This is a genomic window from Saccharopolyspora sp. NPDC045839, assembly GCF_056431645.1.
Genome location: NZ_JBWKKH010000001.1, coordinates 269,923 through 288,264, shown reverse-complemented (window position 1 = coordinate 288,264; position 18,342 = coordinate 269,923). Strand labels below are relative to the sequence as shown.

The window sequence follows — 18,342 nt, the reverse complement described above, 5'->3', positions numbered from 1 at the left end:
GCTCCCTCCCCCCCCCCCCCCCCCCCCCCCCCCCCCCCCCCCCCCCCCCCCCCCGCTCCCCCCCCCCCCCCCCCCGCCCTGCGCCTCAGGCGGCCACGTGCCCGCGCACCATCACTCGTCCGCCCGGATGGCGCGGGTGGGGCACAGCAGGACGGCCTGCAGCACCGCGTCGCGGGCTTCCGCCGGGGGCTCCGGTTGCAGGAGCGCGACGATGCCGTCCTCGTCGCGTTGGTCGAAGACACCGGGGGCGGTGAGTGCGCACTGTCCTGCGCCCGCGCACAACTCGGTGTCGGCGGTGATCCGCACGGGTTCTCCTACTTGATCGAGCGTGTGGCCAGGACGTTGATCCGCTCCTGCTCATCGAGGATCCTCGCGACCACGCGGGCGGCCGATTCCCGATGACGCGCCGGTGACGAGGCAGACCTTGCCGACCACTTCCGCTACGCCTCCCAGCTGACGGGCAGCCGGTGGACGCCGTAGATGAGCATGTCGGTCCGCATCGCCACGTCCTCGGCCGGAATCGCCAGGCGCAGCGCCGGGAATCGCGTCACCAGCGCGGGAAGCGCGACCTGCAGTTCCACCCGGGCCAGCTGCTGGCCGAGGCACTGGTGGATGCCGTGGCCGAAAGCCACGTGCCCGCTGCTCGCGCGGAGCAGGTCGAGGACGTCGGGGTCGGCGAAGTGCCCGGGATCGCGGTTGGCCGCGGGGATCGAGACGGTGACCGTCTCGCCCGCCTTGATCTGCGCGCCGTGCAGCTCGACGTCCTCCAGCGCGGTGCGGATCGTGAACGGGATGATGCTCAGGTAGCGCAGCAGCTCCTCGACCGCGCGACCGGCGATGCCGGGGTCGTCGCGCAGGACGGCGAGCTGGTCGGGATGGCTCAGCAGCGCGAAGGCACCCAGCGCGAGCATGTTGGCCGTGGTGTCCAGCCCGGCGCCCAGCAGCACGAACCCGATGTTGACCAGTTCTTCGTCGGTGAGGTCGGTGGTGGTGAGGCCGCTGAGCAGGTCGTCGGTGGGCGCGGTGCGTTTGGCGAGCACCAGCTCGCGGACGAACTCGTGCACCGCGCCGTAGGCGGCCGCCAGCTGCTCCGGCGGTGAGTCCAGCCGGAACATGTCCAGCGCGTGCGCCTGGAAGCGCGCCCGGTCCGCGTACGGCACGCCGAGCAGTTCGCAGATCACCTGCGCGGGGACGGGCTGCGCCAGGGCCTCCACCAGGTCCACCGGACCGCCGTGCCGCTCCATCTCGTCGAGGTGCTGGGCCGTGATGTTCTCGATCTGCTCGGTCAGCCGGCGCATGCGGCGGACGGTGAACTGGCCGGTGAGCAGGCGGCGGTACCGGGTGTGCTCCGGCGCGTCCATGGCGTTGAAGATCCCGGGCGGCGCGGGCCGGTCGCTACCGGGGACGCCGGGAATCGGCGTGTGCCGGAGGTCGGGCCGCACGCTGAACCTCGGATCGGCCAGCACTTCGCGCACCAGGGCGTGGCTGGTCGCCAGCCACCCCTCGTGCCCGTCCGGGTAGCTCAGCCTGCTCAGCGGCGCCTGCTCGCGCAGCTCGGCGAGCCCCTCGGGCGGTTCGAAGGGGCGGTGGGCCGGCCGTGTGGTCGGCAGTGACGGGGTCATGCCGGTCTCCTTCCACGTGATTCGTTCGCGGTGCGCGAAACGCTAGGACGGCATTTCGCGCGTTCGCAACCGGTGAATTCGGTTCGTCCAGGTAGGAGAAGTACGATCGGTGCAATGACATTGATGCTGAATGCACCGGTGGTGCGACGAGTGGCGGACTGGAGGCCGGGATGCCGGGAGGTCGTCTGACCCACGAGGAGCGCCGGCGGATCGGCGCCGGACTGGCGGCCGGGCTCGGGTACGCGGAGATCGCCCGCGAGCTGGGGCGGCCGAGGTCGACCATCAGCCGCGAGGTCGCGCGCAACGGCGGGGTCCGGGGCTACCGGGCCAACCAGGCGCAGCAGGCGACCGCGTGGCGGGCCCGGCGCCGCAAACCGGGTGGGCAGCCGGAAATCCCGGCCGCCGACACCGACGGGCGCGACCCGCGGACGGTCCGCGAGTTCGAGGAGCGGTTCGTCGACATGATGGTCGAGACGGGGCTTCCGGCGATGATGGCCAGGATCCTCGCCTGCCTGTTCACCAGCGACACCGGCAGCACCACCGCCGCCGAGCTCGTCGCCAGGCTCCAGGTCAGCCCCGCGTCCGTCTCCAAGGCCGTCGGCTGGCTCGAACAGCGGGGCCTGGTCGGGCGCGAGCGCGACGGCCGGCGGGAGCGGTACGTGATCGACGAGCACGTCTGGTACCAGGCGTGGCTGGCCAGCGTCGGGTCGATGGCCAGGTGGGCGGACCTGACCCGGCAGGGCGCCGATCTCCTCGGCGGCGCCACCCCGGCCGGGGCCCGCCTGGGCGCCACGAGCCGGTTCTTCCAGCACCTCGGCCGGGACATGGTCCAGGCCGCCGAGCACTGGCGCCAGACCCTCTCCACCCAGGCCTGACGGCGGATCACCTCCGGCTGCGCCACTGGCTGGGACTGCACCCGAACCGGCCCCGGAACCAGCGCGAGAAGTTGCCCGACGTGGAGAAGGACAGCAGTTCGGCGATCTCCGTCATGCTGTACCGCCGGCTTCCCACCAGGTTCTCGGCCAGTTCGGCCCGCGTCGCGTCGAGGATCGACGAGAACGTCTCGCCCGCGTCGGCGAGGTGGCGGTGCACCGTCCTGCGGTCCACCCCGAGGCTGCGCGCGACCTGTTCGACCGAGCAGCGCCCGGTGGGCAGCAGGATCTCGATCAGCTCGCGGACCCGGCTCAAGGTGGTCCTTTCGCCTTGTGGCTCAAGGGAATCGAGGATCTGGTAGGCGTAGTTGCGCATCAGCGGGTCCGACCGCTTGTTGGGCACGTCGAGGTCGTGGGCGTAGAACGTGATCCCGTTGAACTCCTGCTCGAACTTCGCCGTGGGGCCGAAAACCCGCCGGTGGGTGCTCGTGTCGGCCGGTGCGCGGTGCGTGAAGCAGACCGCGATCGGCTGCCAGAGCGACCCGAGGAAATCGCGCAGGAGCCGGTGCAGCGTGCCGAGGGCGAGCTCGGTGGCCTGCCTGGTCTCGGTCTGCTCGCCGAGTTCGAAGCCGACGCGGATGGTCGCCAGCCCGTTGCGCACGACCATGTTCATCCGCAGGGCCTCGTTGTACATGTGCTCGTGGCGGATCAGGATCGTCAAGGCGCTGCGGACGTCGGGTTCCTCGCGGATGACCAGGCCCAGCGGGCCGAGGTTGGCGAAGCGGCGGCGTTCGGCCAGCTGCAGCGCGAAGTCCTGGTGCCCGGATTCCGCCGCCGACCGTTCGAGGAGCCGGGCGACGGACACGGCCGGGATCCACCGGTCCTGGAGCGCCATCCCGGCCGGGTCGAGCCCGACGCCGCGCATCAGCCGGGTCGGCTCGATGCCGACCGACCGGCTGACGTCGATGTAGCTGTTCAGCGAGGCGTAGCGGGCGAGGGGCTTCATCATCACTCTCCGCGATGTCACCAAGTGATAATCATCGTGTCCCGTCAGGATAAGACCTGGCCTCTGTCGACGCCTAATGTCGCCTCCATCACAGCCGATCCCGCTCCGAGATTCGATGGAGAACGTCATGGCCGAACCAGCGACGCAGTACGGCTCCCCGGCGATCGGGATCCCGTCCGCCGATGTGCTGCGGGAGCCGTGCCGGACTGCTGCGGCGTGGCGGGCGGCCGACCTCGGCGACCCGGCCGAGTGGTGCTTCGAGCTCTCGCCGTCCCACCTCGACGAGCTGGACTCCGCGCTGAAGGCGGTGCGGAAGAACGGGATCGTGCTCCTCCGGATCACCAGCGAGCGGTTTCCCCTTCCCTCGCTGGGGGCGGAGCTGCGGCGCATCGCTCGTGCGCTGGAGAACGGGCGCGGTTTCGCCGTGATCAAGGGACTTCCCGTGCAGCGGTACGACGATGCCGAGATCAACACGCTCTTCTGGGGAATGGCCCAGTACCTGGGTTCTCCGGTTTCGCAGGACTCCTTCGGCCGCAAGCTCGGCCGCATCCGGGATGCGGCGGAGGGGCCGGAACTGCGGACGGGCGGCTCGGATGTCGTGGCGCTGCTGAGCCCGCGGCTCGGCGGGCGCGGCGCCGTGGTGAGCTCGGCGGCGCTGTACAACGAGCTGCTGGGGCGGGATCCGCTGCTGGTCGAGCGCATGTACGCGCGCTTCGGGTTCGACCGTTGGGGCGAGCAGCTCCCCGGCGAAAGCCCCTACCACTCGGTTCCGCTGGCGTGCTGGTGCGACGGCAAGCTGAGCGTCCGCTACGCCCGGCGCGACATCGAGTCGGCCCAGCGGTTCCCGGAGGTTCCCCGGCTGGAACCCGCTGACGTGGCGCTGTTCGATCTGATCGACGGACTCGCGGCCGAATTCCGGTTCGGCTTCGACGTCGAGCCCGGCGACATCCAGCTGTTCAACAACTACGCGGTCCTGCACGCGCACGCCCAGGGTGGCGGCATCGCGGACCCGGCGGCCGGCGACCGCCTGCGCCGGCTCTGGCTGACGCTCCACAATGGACGAAAGCTGCCGCCGGACTTCACCTGGGAGACGGCCGGGTACGGCGGTCCGCGGGGGCGCGGGGGAGTGACGCCCCGGGACGTCATCGCCCGGGCGAACTGACCGGGCGGACAGGGAAATCAACCGAGCAACGGCACGGGCGGATACGTCCGTGCCGCGAAGGAGTACGCCATGGCACGAGCCGTTCGCTTCCACGAGACCGGTGCCCCGGAGGTCATGCGGTGGGAGACCGTCGACGTCGGCGAGCCCGGCCCGGGTGAGGTCCGCATCCGCCACGAGGCGGTCGGGCTGAACTTCGCCGACACCTACTTCCGCACCGGCCTCTACCCGGCCCCGCTGCCCGCGGGCATGGGCGTCGAAGCGGCCGGTGTCGTGGAAGCCGTCGGCGCCGGGGTGGAGCACGTCCGGGAAGGGGACCGGGTCACGTACACGGGCAGCCCGCTCGGGGCCTACAGCACCGAGCGCGTGATGCCCGCCGCGCCGCTGATCGCGCTCCCGGACGAGATCGGCTTCGACACGGCCGCCGCGATGACCATGCGCGGGCTCACCGCTTCCTACCTGCTGCGCCGCATCCACCCGCTGCGGCGGGGGGACACCGTCCTGCTGCACGCCGCGGCCGGGGGAGTGGGCCTGATCTTCCTGCAGTGGGCGAAGTTGCTGGGGATCAACGTGATCGGCACGGTGTCGACGGAGGCGAAGGTCGAGGTCGCGCGCTCCCACGGATGCGACCACGTCGTGCTCTACAAGCAGGAGGACGTGGCCGCGCGGGTCCGGGAGATCACCGACGGCGCGGGCGTCCCGGTCGTCTTCGACAGCATCGGCGCGGCCACCTTCCAGTCCTCGCTCGATTCGCTCGCCCGGCGCGGCCTGCTGGTGTGCTTCGGCACCGCGTCCGGCCCCGTCCCGCCCATCGACGCGATGCAACTCGCCATCAAGGGGTCGGTGTTCGTCACCCGCCCCGCGCTCGCCGACTACATCGCCGACCCGGCCGAGCGCGCGGAGCTGGCGGGGGAGCTGTTCGGCCACGTCGCCGACGGGCGGATCCGGATCGGCATCAACCAGCGCTACGCCCTCGAAGACGCGGTGCAGGCCCATCGCGACCTCGAAGCGGGCCGCAGCATCGGATCTTCGGTCTTCTCCCTCTGACGCAGCGAATCCTCGCCGCCGCAACGGTTTCCGGCGGCGGCGCGACCAAACCAACCCGAGGAGGAATCATGTCCAACGCAGTCCAGACGGCCCGGTCGACCACGATCGAGCACGAGCCGCTCACGTGCACCATCGGCGCCGAGCTGTTCGGCGTCGACCTCGGCGACGTCGCGCACGACGACGCGCTGTTCGCGGAACTGCACGCCTTGCTGCTCAAGCACAAGGTGCTGTTCCTGCGCGACCAGGACATCAGCCGGGCCGACCACGTGGCGCTCGCCCGGCGCTTCGGATCGCTCGAAGACCACCCGGTGGCCGGCAGCGATCCCGGCAACCCGGGCCTGGTGCGGATCTACAAGGACCTCGACAGCCCCGCCGAGCACTACGAGAACGCCTTCCACTGCGACGCCACGTGGCGGGTGAACCCGCCCATGGGATGCGTGCTCCGGTGCGTGGAAGGTCCGGCGGTCGGTGGCGACACGATCTGGGTCGACATGGCCGAGGCGTACGCGAAGCTCCCCGACCACATCAAGCACCAGATCGAAGGACTGCACGCCCGGCACAGCATCGAGGCCTCCTTCGGCGCGGCGCTGCCGGTGGAGGAGCGCCACAAGCTGAAGGAGCGATTCCCCGACGCGGAGCACCCGGTGGTGCGCACCCACCCCGAAACCGGGGAGAAGGTCCTCTTCGTCAACGCGTTCACCACGCATTTCGTCAACTTCCACACGCCGGAGAACGTCCGCTTCGGCAGCGACTACGCCCCCGGGGCGAGCAACCTGCTCAACTACCTGATCGCCCAGGCCGCGATCCCGGAGTACCAGGTGCGCTGGCGCTGGACCAAGAACAGCGTCGCGATCTGGGACAACCGGTCCACGCAGCACTACGCGGTCCAGGACTACTGGCCCGCGGTCCGCAAGATGGAGCGCGCCGGGATCATCGGCGACCGGCCGTTCTGACCTCCCTCCGGGATTTTCGTTCCGCCGCTTCGGAAAAGGAGAAGAACGATGCACTTCCACGACGACTCGCTGTTCCCCGAGACCCAGGAGAAGCTCGTCATCACGGCGGCCCCCTACGGGCCCGAGTGGGAGCCGGAGGACTTCCGGGAGGACCTCCCGCTGACCATGGACGAGCACGTCCAGCAGGCGGTCGACTGCTACCACGCCGGGGCCACGGTGCTGCACATCCACGTGCGCGAGCTCGACGGCAAGGGGTCCAAGCGGCTGTCGAAGTTCAACGAGCTGCTGGGCCGGCTGCGCGAGGCCGTCCCCGACATGATCCTGCAGGTGGGCGGCTCGATCTCGTTCGCGCCCGAAGGCGAAGGCGCCGACGCCAAGTGGCTCAGCGACGACACCCGCCACATGCTGGCCGAACTCGACCCGGCCCCGGACCAGGTCACCATCGCCATCAACACCAACCAGATGAACATCATGGAGTTGATGACCGAGGACGACATCGCCGGGACCTCGCTCGCGCGGCCGGCGGTGGCCGAGGCGTACCGCGAGATGTACGTGCCGGCCGGCCCGGCCTGGGTCGAGGAGCACCTGAAGCGCCTCCAGGCGGCGGGCATCCAGCCGCACTTCCAGCTGGCCAACATCCCGCAGCTGGAAACCGTCGAGCGGCTGATCCGGCGCGGTGTCTACACCGGACCGCTGATGGTCACCTGGGTCGGCATCGGCGGCGGGTTCGACGGCCCCAACCCGTACAACATCATGGAGTTCATCCGCCGCGTCCCCGACGGCGCGGTGCTGACGCTGGAAACCCTCATGCGCAGCGTCCTGCCGGTCAACGCGATGGCCATCGCCATGGGGTTGCACGCCCGGTGCGGCAACGAGGATACCATCTGGGGGCGCAAGGGCGCGAAGCTGACCTCGGTCCAGCAGATCGAGCAGCTGGTGCGCATCGCGAATGAGCTCGGCCGGGAGGTGGCCACCGGCAAGGAGGCCCGCGAGATCTACAAGATCGGCGAGCGCTACGCCGACGCCGACGAGACCCTCGCCAAGATCGGGTTCGCCCCGAACCGCAAGCCGGGGCAGGTCGGCTTCACGCAGCACGCCTAGCGGCCGGAGGTCCACCGGACGCCGTTGGGAGGCCGGGGCGCGGCGCCTCACGAGGGCCCGCGCCCCGGCCACGGATTTCGACAGGGAGACGGGTTTTCCACCGGACGCACCAGCAGCAAGCCGAGGAGTGACAATGAAGTCGCACGCCCCGCCCGCCAGGGAACTGCCCAGCGGGATCGCGGCCGCCAAGCCGCGGATCTACCCCTGGGTGGTCTTCGCCCTGACGTTCGGGCTGTTGCTGTCGGACTACATGTCCCGGCAGGTTCTCAACGCGGTGTTCCCCTTCCTGAAGGCCGAGTGGGCGCTGTCCGACTCCCAGCTCGCCTCGCTGACCAGCGTCGTGGCGATGATGGTCGGCCTGCTCACCTTCCCGCTGTCGGTGCTCGCCGACCGGTGGGGGCGTGTCCGCAGCCTGGTGCTGATGGCGACCGTCTGGAGTCTGGCGACGGTGCTGTGCGCGATTGCGGCCGACTACGGCCAGCTGCTCGGCGCGCGATTCCTCGTGGGGGTGGGCGAAGCCGCCTACGGCAGCGTCGGCATCGCGGTGGTGCTCAGCGTGTTCGCGCCCCACGTCCGCGCCACGTTCGGCGGCGCGTTCATGGCCGGCGGCTCGTTCGGCTCGACGATCGGCGTCGCGCTCGGCGGCTTCATCGCCGTCCACTTCGGCTGGCGCTGGGCCCTGGCGTTCATGGCCGTCGTCGGCCTGGTCCTGGTCGTCCTGTTCCGGCTGGTCGTCACCCAGCGCAGGCTGGACCGGCACCGGTTCGAGGACGAGCCCGCCGTCGAGCCGGGCGCGACCGGCGGATACCGGGCTCCGCTGTCCAGCCTGTTCTCGAACGCTTCCGTGCTCTGCGCCTACGTCGGAAGCGGATTGCAGATGTTCGTCGCCGCCGTGCTGCTGGCCTGGACGCCCAGCTACCTCAACCGGTACCACGCCATGAGCCCGGACGCGGCCGGTTTCGTCTCGGCGATCCTGGTCCTGCTCATCGGCGCCGGGATGATCGTCTGCGGCATCATCACGGACCGGGCGAGCCGGCGGCGCCCGGAGCGCAAGTGGACCACCTCGATCGCCTACGGCGCGGCCGCCGCCGTCCTGCTGATCACCGGTTTCCAGTTGCCGGAAGGCGTTCCGCAGCTCGTCGTGATCGGCTGCGGCGCGTTCTTCTCGGCGGGCGCGTCCGGGCCCGCCACCGCCATGGTCGCCAACCTCACGCACGCGTCCGTGCGGGCCACCGGCTTCGGGTCGCTGACCCTGGCGAACAGCCTCCTGGGCCTGGCCGCGGGGCCGTTCGTCGTCGGTCTCCTGGCCGATCGCCTCGGCCTGCTGGGGGCGCTGCAACTCGCCCCGCTGGCCTACCTCGGAGCCATTGCGGCGCTGCTGACCGGGAAGCGCCGCTACCCGGATGCGCTGCGGCGGCTCGCGGCACTCGACAGACGGCCTTCGGCATGACCGAACCGCAAGATCGGAGCAGCAGTTGAACAACCCCGAAAACCCGACCGTCGTGATCGTCCCGGGCCTGCGGGACCACGTGGCCGACCACTGGCAGACCCATCTCGCCGGGAAGCTGCCGAACACCCGCACGGTGCCGCCGCTCGAACACGACAAGCTCAGCCGGGACGCACGGGTCGCAGAACTCGACCGCGTCGTGGCGGACGTCGAAGGGCCCATCGTCATCGTCGCGCACAGCGCCGGGGTGATGATCACCGTCCACTGGGCGCAGCGGCACGCGCGCGAGATCCAGGGCGCCCTGCTGGCGACACCGCCGGACTTCGAGTCGCGGCTGCCCGACGGCTACCCGGTACCGGACGACCTGTACCGCAACGGTTGGCTGCCGACGCCGCGCGAACTGCTCCCGTTCCCCAGCATCGTGGCGGCGAGCACGAACGATCCCCTCGCGCGCCTGGCGCCGGTGGCAGAAATGGCCCGGGACTGGGGCAGCCGGCTGGTCGACCTCGGCGCCGTCGGGCACCTGAACCCCGCCTCGGGGTACGGGCCCTGGCCGCGGGCCGAGGAATTCGTCCGCGAGCTCGCCCGAACGCACGAAGACGCCGCGCACTGACACCGCCGAACCACGACGTAGGAGACGAAGCGTGCTGAACCTGGCCATGTTCCTCGACGACTCCGCCCGCAGGTATCCGCGGCGCGACGCCCTGGTGTGCGGCGACCGGAGGCTGAGCTACGCGGAGGTCGGCGCGCTCGCCAACCGGATCGCCAACCTCCTGGTCTCCCGGGGGGTCCGGCCGGGCGACAAGGTCGCGGTCACCTGTCCGAACGTGCCGGAGTTCCCCGCCGTGTACTACGGGATCCTCAAGGCCGGTGCGGTCGTCGTACCGCTCAACGTGCTGCTCAAGGAACGGGAGATCGCCTACCACCTGGCCGATTCGGACGCCCGGGCGTACTTCTGCTTCGAAGGGGACCCGAGCCTGCCGACCGGCGAGCACGGCCGCGCCGCGTTTCGGCAGACCCCGGCCTGCCGGGACATGTTCGTCATCACCGCCGAGAGCACCGCACCGGCCGGGGAGACCGAGACGCTGGCGCAAGCGCTGTCGGCCCAGCCCGCGGAGTTCGAGACCGTGGTGCGGGAGGCGACCGACACCGCGGTGATCCTCTACACCAGCGGCACGACCGGGCGGCCGAAGGGCGCCGAACTCACCCACGCCAACATGGTGATGAACGCCCTGACGGCCAACCAGATGTTCGGCAGCACCCCGGCGCAGCACGACACGCACTTGGTGGCGTTGCCGCTGTTCCACTCCTTCGGCCAGAGCATCGACATGAACGCGGGATTCTCCGTCGGCGCGACCCTGGTCCTGCTGCCGAGGTTCGAAGCACGGGCGGCGCTGGAGCTGATGGTCGGCGAGGACGTCACGGTGTTCGCGGGCGTCCCGACGATGTACTGGGGCCTGCTCGGCGCGCTCGGCGAAGGCGTCGACGTCGAGCGGATCGCGCGGAACCTGAAGCTGGCCATCTCCGGCGGCGCGGCGTTGCCGGTGGAGATCCACTCGCGTTTCGAGCAGCGCTTCGGCGTCCGGATCCTCGAAGGCTACGGCCTGTCCGAGACATCACCGCTGGCCCTCTTCAGCCCGCGCGGGCAGGCGCCCCGGCCGGGCTCGATCGGCCTGCCGGTCTGGGGTGTCGAGGCCGAGCTGGTCGATGCCCGGTGGAACGCGGTGACCGGAGCCGACGAGGTCGGCGAGATCGCCATCCGCGGCCACAACGTCATGAAGGGCTATCTCAAGCGGCCGGAGGAGACGGCCGAGGTGATGCGCAACGGCTGGTTCCGCACGGGCGACCTCGCCCGCCGGGACGGCGACGGCTTCTACTACATCGTCGACCGGGCCAAGGACATGATCGTCCGAGGAGGGTTCAACGTCTACCCGAGGGAGGTCGAAGAGGTGCTGATGAGCCACGAAGCGGTCTCCCTCGCCGCGGTCGTAGGAGTCGAGCACGACAGCCACGGCGAGGAGATCAAGGCGTTCGTGATCACCACCGAAGCCGCGCGGATAACGGAGGACGAGCTCATCGCCTGGTCGAAGGAGCAGATGGCGAGCTACAAGTACCCGCGGCTGATCGAGTTCGTGGAGGCCCTCCCGATGACGGCGACGGGCAAGATCCTCAAACGCGAACTGGGCCGAACCCGCTGAGCCCCAACACGCAATCGCATGGTGGCCAGGCCGTTGTCGGGTTCATCGTGGTGCGCACCCGTCGTTTCCGCGATTCCAGCGGACGTTTCAGAACGCGGTGCGGGCACTCGCGGGATGCGACCGCCGGGGACGCGGGGCGCCGTTTTCTCGCGAAAACGCCATTCCGCGTGGGGGCGGGGCGCCGGTTTCGCGCGAAAACGGCACCGGCATCAGGCACGCGGTGACTTCGGGACGTGCTTGCCCGGGGCCATTCCGAAATGAACTCTCGGCTACTGCTGTGCGGAAACCGGCGGGGGCGCGGCATCACGGAACCGGTGGGCGACCCAGCGGCGCGCGGCTTCGACCAGCGGTGCCCGCTGCGGGCCAGGGTCGACGCGGGACATGTGGTGCCACACCCCGAGCACAGCGACGGCGAAGTCGGTGCGCAGCTGTTCGCTCGCCGAAGACCACGCGGGTACGACGTCGTCGGCCCAGCGTTCGGCCGCTGCCGGGGTGTGACCGGCGTCGATGAGGCGCAGCACCAGCAGCCCGGCATCGACCCACGGCGCGGCGCGGCGCGACCACGCCCAGTCGACCACCCGCGCCCGATCGGACACCAACAGGTTGAGCGGGTGGAGGTCGGTGTGGGCGAGTGCGTCGCCGTCGATCGCGGTGAACGCGCGGCGCTCGCGGTCGACGAACTCGTCGAGCCGGTCCTGCACCCACTCGTCAGGCTCGGCGTCCTGGTCGTGGGCCAGGCGGCGCCAAGCGGCCAGCCGCGCCCACTGCTCAGCCAGCCGCGGCGCGTTGACCGGCGACGGGATCAACGCGCCGCCGATCGTGCGCAACGTGTCGGCGACCTGCGGCAGGTCCGGCGACCCCGGTGAGAGGTCGGCGTGGTGCCCCGGCACGTGCTCGAAGCCGAGCAACAGCCACCCGTCGACCTCGGACTGCCACAGCAGCCGCGGAGCCACGCCCGGCGGAAGGTACGGGTTCACCTGCGCCTCGTGCCGGTGCATCCGGGCTCGTGGCGTGCCGAGCCGGACACCCTTGCAGAAAAGGACGTGTCCGCCACCGGTGTGCAAGGTGGCGGACACGTCCGAGTTCCGCCCGGCGTCCGGGAGCACCGCTCGTGTCACGGTGCCGCACTGGTTCTCGATCGCGGCAAGCACGGCGGCCGGTAGTTCGCTCCAATCACGTCGGGTCATCTGCTCACTTCTTCGGCGGCGGGTCCGGCGGCGGCCAATCGGAAGAACAGGTCATCGGGGATCAGAGATCTTGCGGCTGTCCTCACCAGGACTGCGGTCATGTTTCCTTGCCTTTCCTCCTGTTTCATAACTGGTCCGGACGGCATGCGGCGATTGGTGGCTGAGGCCGACGCGGAGTGCATCGGCCCCGCTCTCCCGCGTCGCCTCGGCAAGCGGGAGTTCAGCGGGAGACCAGCTTCTCCGCGTTCGGTGGTTAGCCGCTGAGCGACGCCGGCCGGTAGGTGATGGGGCGGCCGATACCACGAGGCAGGAAGCACAACGGGCCCGGCTTCAGCACTGCTATCGGCGCCTGGAAATGCCCCGGAGCAGAAAGCGCGAGGACAGCGCGCAGGGTCCACACCGCCGAGGAGTGGTATTGCCACGACACCAGCTCGGGCACGAACGGGTCCGAGCCGGGCATGGTCGGCGTTCGGTAAGCCGTCGCGTCGTTCTCCCCGTCCTCACCGCGGAGGATCACCACGTCCGCGCAGGTCTGCCACCTGCGCACCGCCGCCAGGACGTCGGGACCCTGCTTCGGGCCGAACACCCACAACCCCCACGCATTGCGGCGCAGCTCGATCAGCAAGAGGTCAATTTCGGACGTGCTCATGGACGGATGCTCTCCAGATCCGCCGACGTTTTCCGAGCTGGTCATGTCCTGACTTTCGTCGGAAAGCGCGGGGCATCCGACACGTTTTCCGGGGCATCTCGGGCCAGATTGCGATCTGACCCGCTGTTCCTTTCCGGATACACTCGGTGACCGATTGTGAAAGGGGAGATCGTGCCGACGCCGAACACGTCGCTTCGCGCAGCACGGGAGGCAATCGCGTCCCGTCGCATCCCTGGCCAATGCATGTCGCGGTCCGAACTGGCCGACGAGGTGAATCGCTACCTGTTCAACTCGACAGGCGAGCGGTACGAACTCGATCGACACCAGATCGCGCGGTACGAGCGTGGCGAAGTCAGGTGGCCGGGAGCGGCTTATCGCGCAGGATTTCGCGCGGTGCTCGACGCGAAGTCCGACAGCGAGCTCGGGTTCTTTCCGCGTAGGCAGGCACCGGAACCGTCTCGATCTGCGGGAGCAGACGAACAGCCGACGGGCTGGCATCCTTCGGATGTCGTAGCCAATGCCGAGGAGATGACGAGTCGGGACGTGACCCTTTCGCGACGCAAAGCACTGGTCTCCGCGGTGTCCGTCGCCGGTGCAGCTCTCACCGAGCCTCTGCAGGGCTGGCTGGTACCCCAGCACGTCCGGCTCACTGGCAGCGCATCGATCAGCGGATCCGAAATAGACGGCTGGCGGGAAATCACGGGACAACTCCAGGGCTGGAACAACACACCGACCGGACTGCTCGCCCGCAAAGCAGTCATCGCGCTGCTCAACGACGTCAGCGACCGACTCAAGGATGCGGCCGACAGCGTTACGACGCGCGAGGGATTCCTCGTGGGCGCTGAGCTGGCCGAGATCGCCGCGTCGATGTCATGGGACTCAGGCCTGCACCGCGCCGCTCAGCGCTACTACGCGCTGTCCGTGCAGTTCGCCAAGGTCGGCGGCGATGACAACTTCGCCGCGATCACCCTCGCCGCGTTCGCGCGCCAGTGCTTCGACCTCGGGCAGCCCGACGACGGCCTCGAACTCGTCCAGCTCGCCCAGTACGGCACCAGGAAATCTGCGCGCCCGATCCTGCGCGCCCTGCTGGCCACACGTGAAGCGTGGTCCTATGCCCAAACCGGGGCAGCGCAGCAGTTTCGCCGGGCTGCCGGGCTCGCTGAAGAGCACTTCGCCGAGTCCATCGGCGACGAAGCCGATCGCCGAGTGCAGGGCTTCGACCAGGCCGAACTCTACGGGGTGCTTGGTGCGAGGTGGCGCGATCTCGCTGCCGCGCGCCAGGAGCCGAAGGAAGCGCGGCATGCTCAGGAGTACATCGGTCGTGCCCTGGAGCTGCGTGATCCGTCATGCGCCAGGAACCGGGCATTCGACATGATCGGGCTCGCCCGCACCTACCTCGTCACCGCGGAACCCGACCGCGCGTGCGAGCTGGTCGCCGAAGCCCTGCTCATCGCGAAGCAGTGGGCGGCCGGTCGTGTTGGGGAGAAGCTGCGAGACTTTCATCGTGAAGTGCGGCCGTTTGCGGACTCCGCCGTCGTGCGCGGTACGCGTGATGCTGTTCGCGACCTGGTTGACGCCTGACCAGCAGTGACGAAAGGGCCGGAATTGGCGCGTATCGGAATCACCGGGCATTCGAACCTCACCGCCGCGAGCGTTCCTCTCATCCGGGAGGCCCTGGTGGCTGAGTTGTCCCTCCACCTCGACGGGCCCAGCGGGGTTACCTGCCTTGCCCGCGGCGCCGATCAGATCTTCGCCCGCGCGGTGCTCGACGTGGGCGGCTCGTTCGAAGTCGTGCTCCCCGCCGCCGACTATCGCGACCGCAAGGTGAAGCCGGACAACGCCGCCGAGTTCGACGAGCTGATCGGCAAGGCGTCGCAGGTTCGCACCATGCCTTTCGCGGAATCCAACCGCGACGCCTACATGGCCGCCAGCGAGCACGTCCTCAGCAACGTGGACGCGATGCTCGCCGTTTGGGATGGGCGCCCGTCAGGCGGCCACGGCGGCACGGGCGATGTCGTGCAGGCCGCGCGTGAACGCGGAATCCCGGTCACCGTCGTGTGGCCAGCGGGCGCAGAGCGCGAGTGAACGTGACGTCGCCCTGACAGCTCGTGCCGATGGCATCTCGGCGCACGCATCCCTAATGCCGTCAGCGGATGGTGGTCAGGTCGTTGTTCTTGGTTTCTCGGGTGGTCAGGAGGACGATGGCGCTGAGGACGGCGAGCGCGATGAGGAACCCGCCCACCGGGACGATCGCGTTGCCCGACGATGCCGCCAGGGTCGCCAGGATGACCGGTGTGAAGCCGCCGCCGAGCAGGGTGGCGAGCTGGTAGCCCAGCGAGGCGCCCGTGTAGCGGGTTCGGGTGCCGAACTGCTCGGAGATGTACGCCGCCATCGGCCCGTACATGGCGCCGTGGCAGAACGTGTACAGCGTGAACGCGGCGGTGACGGTCGCGAAGTTCGCCGTCCCGAGCAGGCCGAGGACCGGGAACACCAGGACGATCATCGCCGCTAGTCCGAAGAGCATCACCGGGCGCCGGCCGAGCCGGTCGGACAGCCGGGCGTAGCCGAGGGTGAAGAAGATGGCGAAGAACTGGCCGATCGCGAACGCGAGCAGGGCATCCGGCTTCGGCGTGCCGTGTTCGACGGCGTAGGTGATGCCGAAGGTGGTGAACGCGGTCTGCAGGGCGAATCCGGCCAGGCACGCGAACGCTGCCACCACTACGGCCTTGGGCCGCCGCAGCACCTCGATGATCGGCGGGGCGCCGGGCTCGTTCTCCGCCTGTTCGGCCGCGGCCCGGAAGATCGGGCTTTCCGAGACCTTGGCGCGCACGAAGAGGCCGATCGCGAGCATGACGGCCGAGAGCAGGAACGGGATTCGCCAGCCCCACCGCATGAACTCGTCTTCGGGCAGCAGCGCGAACAGCGTCATCACGAGCGTGCCGAGCACGGCTCCGGTCGGGGCACCGGCGTTGGTGAACGCGGCCATGTAGCCCCGGCGCCTCGGTTCGGCGTGTTCGAGCGCCATCAGCGCGGCCCCGCCCCATTCGCCCCCGATGGCGATGCCCTGGAGCACCCGCAGGGCGACGAGGATGATCGCGCCCCACGGGCCGATGACCGACGCGGGCGGAACGAGTCCGATGAGGACCGACGCCACGCCCATGACGGTCATGGCCAGGACGAGCATCGCCTTGCGGCCTGCCCGGTCGCCGAAGTGTCCGAAGAGGACACCGCCGACGGGGCGGGCCAGGTAGCCGGCCGCGAACGTGCCGAGCGACGCGATCGTGCCGACGGCGGGCGGGAGACCGGCGAAGAACACCGGCCCGAACACGAGCGACGCGGCGGTGCCGTAGAGCAGGAAGTCGTAGTACTCCAGGGTGCTGCCGAGGTAGCTGGACAGCACGACCCGGCGCGCCTCCGTCGCGCGTTCGGGCGCCGAGAGCTGCTCGGCCGCAGCAGAGGCACTCATGGGGCTCCTTCGGTGAGGTGAGGAGGAATGGGAGAACGGGATTCACCGCTGTCCGGACGCGGTCGCCGGCTCGCGCGGAGCCTCCGGGGATTCAGGCGAACTGGCGCCGGAGGAGGTCCTTGCGGATCTTCCCGGTGGCATTGCGGGGGATCTCGTCGACCACGACGAGCGACCGCGGGATCTTGTACTTGGCCAGGCTGGGCGCCAGGAACTCGGCGAGCCGGGCGTGGTCGAGCTCGTGGCCGTCTTCCAGCGCGACCGCGGCGCAGCCCACCTCGCCCCACTTCTCGTGCGGCACGCCGAAGACCGCGCAGCCGGTGACTCCCGGCATTTCGAGGATCGCCGCCTCGACCTCGGCCGGGTAGATGTTCTCGCCGCCGGAGATGATCAGGTCCTTGAGGCGGTCCACGACGGCGACGAACCCGTCGGCGTCCGCGACCCCGACGTCGCCGGAGCGCAGCCACCGCCCGTCGGTGAAGGTGTCGGCGGTGGCGTCCGGCCGGTTCCAGTACTCCCGCATGACGTTCGGGCCGCAGATCTGGATCTCGCCGCGCTCGCCGGGCGCCACCTCGCGGCCGTCTGCGTCGACGATCCGGACGTCGGTGAAGAAGTGCGGCACGCCCGCCGTGCCGAGCTTCCGCTCGACGTCGTCCGGGGTGAGGACCAGCGCGCCCGGGCCGGTCTCGGTCAGGCCGTAGCCCTGGCAGATCTTGATCCCGCGCTCGGTGTAGGTGCGCAGGGTGCGCGGCGGGACGGGGGCCGCGGCGACGATCACCCGCCGGATCGCACTCAGATCGGTCGTCTCCCAGGCCGGGTGGGCGCTGAGCGCGTCGAACATGGTCGGCACGCCGAAGGTGTAGGTGATGCGCTCGCGTTCGAGGGCCTGGAGGATCCGGCCCGGCTCGAAGACCTCTTCGACGACCACGTTGCCGCCCTTGAGCAGCGTCGGCAGCGCGACGACGTCCAGGGCGGCGGTGTGGAACAGCGGCGCGCACACCAGCGCCGCCTCGTGGCTGTCCAGGTCGAGGTCGATGACGGCGTTCATCACGGAGAACACGATGTTGCCGTGGGTGAGGACCACGCCCTTCGGGCGGCCGGTGGTGCCGGAGGTGTACATGATGAAGCACGGATCGTCGTGGGAGACCGGCTCGTCGATGCGGGACGGATCGGCCGCCGCGATCAGCTCCTCGTAGCCGGGAGCGTCCGGGCCCGGGGCGTCGAGCACGACCCGGGTCGCCTCGCCGGCGGCCGACCGCGCGATCTCGCCGAGTTCCCGGGAATGGACGAGCACGACGGCGCCCGAATCCCGCATCGCGTAGTCCACTTCGGGCGCGGTCAGGCGGGCGTTGAGCGGCACGAAGATCGCGCCGATCAGGCCCGCGGCGAACAGCGTCTCGAGGTAGGCGGGGTGGTTCGTGCTCAACAGCGCGACCCGGTCGCCGCGGCCTACCCCGAGCGAGCGCAGCGCGTGCGCCAGGCGGGTGACCCGGTCGTCGAGTTCGCGGTAGGTCGTGGCGCGCCCGCGGAAGGTGATCGCGGTCTTGTCGGAGGAGAGGCGGGCGCGGCGGTGCGGCCAGGTGCCGGTGCCTTCGTTGCGCATGCGGTGGGTCTCCTTCGGGATGGCTCGACGCGGCG

The 18,342-nt window shown here is 70.1% G+C and carries 17 protein-coding genes; 10 read left to right on the top strand and 7 right to left on the bottom strand.

The genetic code is table 11. The features are described from left to right. Positions 1–111: 111 nt before the first annotated feature. A complete protein-coding gene (locus tag AC07EQ_RS01405) occupies positions 112–306 on the bottom strand; it encodes a ferredoxin (protein WP_478385961.1) in 195 nt (64 codons plus the stop codon). A gap of 134 nt (positions 307–440) precedes the next feature. Next, the gene (locus AC07EQ_RS01400; RefSeq protein ID WP_478385960.1) at positions 441–1,622 is read right to left on the bottom strand and encodes a cytochrome P450; all 1,182 of its coding nucleotides are present in this window, start codon (positions 1,620–1,622) and stop codon (positions 441–443) included. Positions 1,623–1,792: 170 nt separating this feature from the next. Here AC07EQ_RS01400 and AC07EQ_RS01395 point away from each other — a divergent pair, with 170 nt between their 5' ends. Next, complete coding sequence (locus tag AC07EQ_RS01395) at positions 1,793–2,497, top strand: helix-turn-helix domain-containing protein (RefSeq protein WP_478385959.1); 705 nt, start codon at positions 1,793–1,795, stop codon at positions 2,495–2,497. Positions 2,498–2,504: 7 nt separating this feature from the next. Here AC07EQ_RS01395 and AC07EQ_RS01390 read toward each other — a convergent pair whose 3' ends face one another. Further along, a complete protein-coding gene (locus AC07EQ_RS01390; RefSeq protein ID WP_478385958.1) occupies positions 2,505–3,503 on the bottom strand; it encodes an AraC family transcriptional regulator in 999 nt (332 codons plus the stop codon). 124 nt (positions 3,504–3,627) lie between these two features. On the opposite strand from AC07EQ_RS01390, the gene AC07EQ_RS01385 reads away from it, so the two are divergent. From AC07EQ_RS01385 to AC07EQ_RS01355, 7 genes are all read left to right on the top strand, one after another. Beyond that, a complete protein-coding gene (locus AC07EQ_RS01385) occupies positions 3,628–4,662 on the top strand; it encodes a TauD/TfdA family dioxygenase (RefSeq protein WP_478385957.1) in 1,035 nt (344 codons plus the stop codon). A 69-nt stretch (positions 4,663–4,731) separates the two neighbouring features. Continuing rightward, positions 4,732–5,706, top strand: a complete 975-nt coding sequence (locus tag AC07EQ_RS01380; RefSeq protein ID WP_478385956.1) for a quinone oxidoreductase family protein — start codon at positions 4,732–4,734, stop codon at positions 5,704–5,706. A 68-nt stretch (positions 5,707–5,774) separates the two neighbouring features. Next, positions 5,775–6,659, top strand: a complete 885-nt coding sequence (locus tag AC07EQ_RS01375) for a TauD/TfdA dioxygenase family protein (protein WP_478385955.1) — start codon at positions 5,775–5,777, stop codon at positions 6,657–6,659. A gap of 48 nt (positions 6,660–6,707) precedes the next feature. After that, on the top strand, positions 6,708–7,760 hold the full coding sequence (locus AC07EQ_RS01370) for a beta-keto acid cleavage family enzyme (protein WP_478385954.1): 1,053 nt from the start codon (positions 6,708–6,710) through the stop codon (positions 7,758–7,760). A gap of 133 nt (positions 7,761–7,893) precedes the next feature. Next, positions 7,894–9,210 carry an MFS transporter gene (locus tag AC07EQ_RS01365; RefSeq protein ID WP_478385953.1) on the top strand — a complete coding sequence of 439 codons (1,317 nt, stop codon included), beginning with the start codon at positions 7,894–7,896 and terminating at the stop codon, positions 9,208–9,210. 25 nt (positions 9,211–9,235) lie between these two features. After that, entirely contained in the window at positions 9,236–9,820 is a 585-nt protein-coding gene (locus AC07EQ_RS01360) for an RBBP9/YdeN family alpha/beta hydrolase (protein ID WP_478385952.1), read from the top strand. Between the two features lie 31 nt (positions 9,821–9,851). Next, positions 9,852–11,405 (top strand): long-chain-fatty-acid--CoA ligase, encoded by a 1,554-nt coding sequence (locus AC07EQ_RS01355; RefSeq protein ID WP_478385951.1) that lies wholly within the window; start codon positions 9,852–9,854, stop codon positions 11,403–11,405. Between the two features lie 269 nt (positions 11,406–11,674). Here AC07EQ_RS01355 and AC07EQ_RS01350 read toward each other — a convergent pair whose 3' ends face one another. Both AC07EQ_RS01350 and AC07EQ_RS01345 read right to left on the bottom strand, forming a co-directional pair. After that, positions 11,675–12,592, bottom strand: coding sequence for a phosphotransferase family protein (locus tag AC07EQ_RS01350; protein WP_478385950.1), 918 nt, complete (start codon positions 12,590–12,592; stop codon positions 11,675–11,677). A gap of 253 nt (positions 12,593–12,845) precedes the next feature. Continuing rightward, positions 12,846–13,241 carry a hypothetical protein gene (locus tag AC07EQ_RS01345; protein WP_478385949.1) on the bottom strand — a complete coding sequence of 132 codons (396 nt, stop codon included), beginning with the start codon at positions 13,239–13,241 and terminating at the stop codon, positions 12,846–12,848. A gap of 171 nt (positions 13,242–13,412) precedes the next feature. Between AC07EQ_RS01345 and AC07EQ_RS01340 the strand changes: the two genes are divergently transcribed. Together AC07EQ_RS01340 and AC07EQ_RS01335 are read left to right on the top strand one after the other, a co-directional pair. Beyond that, entirely contained in the window at positions 13,413–14,822 is a 1,410-nt protein-coding gene (locus tag AC07EQ_RS01340) for a hypothetical protein (protein WP_478385948.1), read from the top strand. 24 nt (positions 14,823–14,846) lie between these two features. Then, positions 14,847–15,326, top strand: a complete 480-nt coding sequence (locus AC07EQ_RS01335; protein WP_478386229.1) for a hypothetical protein — start codon at positions 14,847–14,849, stop codon at positions 15,324–15,326. 61 nt (positions 15,327–15,387) lie between these two features. Here AC07EQ_RS01335 and AC07EQ_RS01330 read toward each other — a convergent pair whose 3' ends face one another. Both AC07EQ_RS01330 and AC07EQ_RS01325 read right to left on the bottom strand, forming a co-directional pair. Then, complete coding sequence (locus AC07EQ_RS01330; protein ID WP_478385947.1) at positions 15,388–16,707, bottom strand: MFS transporter; 1,320 nt, start codon at positions 16,705–16,707, stop codon at positions 15,388–15,390. Between the two features lie 91 nt (positions 16,708–16,798). Next, complete coding sequence (locus tag AC07EQ_RS01325) at positions 16,799–18,307, bottom strand: acyl-CoA synthetase (protein ID WP_478385946.1); 1,509 nt, start codon at positions 18,305–18,307, stop codon at positions 16,799–16,801. Positions 18,308–18,342: the final 35 nt, after the last annotated feature.

What these genes read in the sequence shown, in the direction of transcription:
- AC07EQ_RS01330 (WP_478385947.1), bottom strand. Translation starts at nt 16,707, where the DNA reads ATGAGTGCCTCTGCTGCGGCCGAGCAGCTCTCGGCGCCCGAACGCGCG.
- AC07EQ_RS01370 (WP_478385954.1), top strand. Translation starts at nt 6,708, where the DNA reads ATGCACTTCCACGACGACTCGCTGTTCCCCGAGACCCAGGAGAAGCTC.
- AC07EQ_RS01345 (WP_478385949.1), bottom strand. Translation starts at nt 13,241, where the DNA reads ATGAGCACGTCCGAAATTGACCTCTTGCTGATCGAGCTGCGCCGCAAT.
- AC07EQ_RS01365 (WP_478385953.1), top strand. Translation starts at nt 7,894, where the DNA reads ATGAAGTCGCACGCCCCGCCCGCCAGGGAACTGCCCAGCGGGATCGCG.
- AC07EQ_RS01380 (WP_478385956.1), top strand. Translation starts at nt 4,732, where the DNA reads ATGGCACGAGCCGTTCGCTTCCACGAGACCGGTGCCCCGGAGGTCATG.
- AC07EQ_RS01375 (WP_478385955.1), top strand. Translation starts at nt 5,775, where the DNA reads ATGTCCAACGCAGTCCAGACGGCCCGGTCGACCACGATCGAGCACGAG.
- AC07EQ_RS01395 (WP_478385959.1), top strand. Translation starts at nt 1,793, where the DNA reads ATGCCGGGAGGTCGTCTGACCCACGAGGAGCGCCGGCGGATCGGCGCC.
- AC07EQ_RS01325 (WP_478385946.1), bottom strand. Translation starts at nt 18,307, where the DNA reads ATGCGCAACGAAGGCACCGGCACCTGGCCGCACCGCCGCGCCCGCCTC.
- AC07EQ_RS01350 (WP_478385950.1), bottom strand. Translation starts at nt 12,592, where the DNA reads ATGACCCGACGTGATTGGAGCGAACTACCGGCCGCCGTGCTTGCCGCG.
- AC07EQ_RS01400 (WP_478385960.1), bottom strand. Translation starts at nt 1,622, where the DNA reads ATGACCCCGTCACTGCCGACCACACGGCCGGCCCACCGCCCCTTCGAA.
- AC07EQ_RS01385 (WP_478385957.1), top strand. Translation starts at nt 3,628, where the DNA reads ATGGCCGAACCAGCGACGCAGTACGGCTCCCCGGCGATCGGGATCCCG.
- AC07EQ_RS01390 (WP_478385958.1), bottom strand. Translation starts at nt 3,503, where the DNA reads ATGATGAAGCCCCTCGCCCGCTACGCCTCGCTGAACAGCTACATCGAC.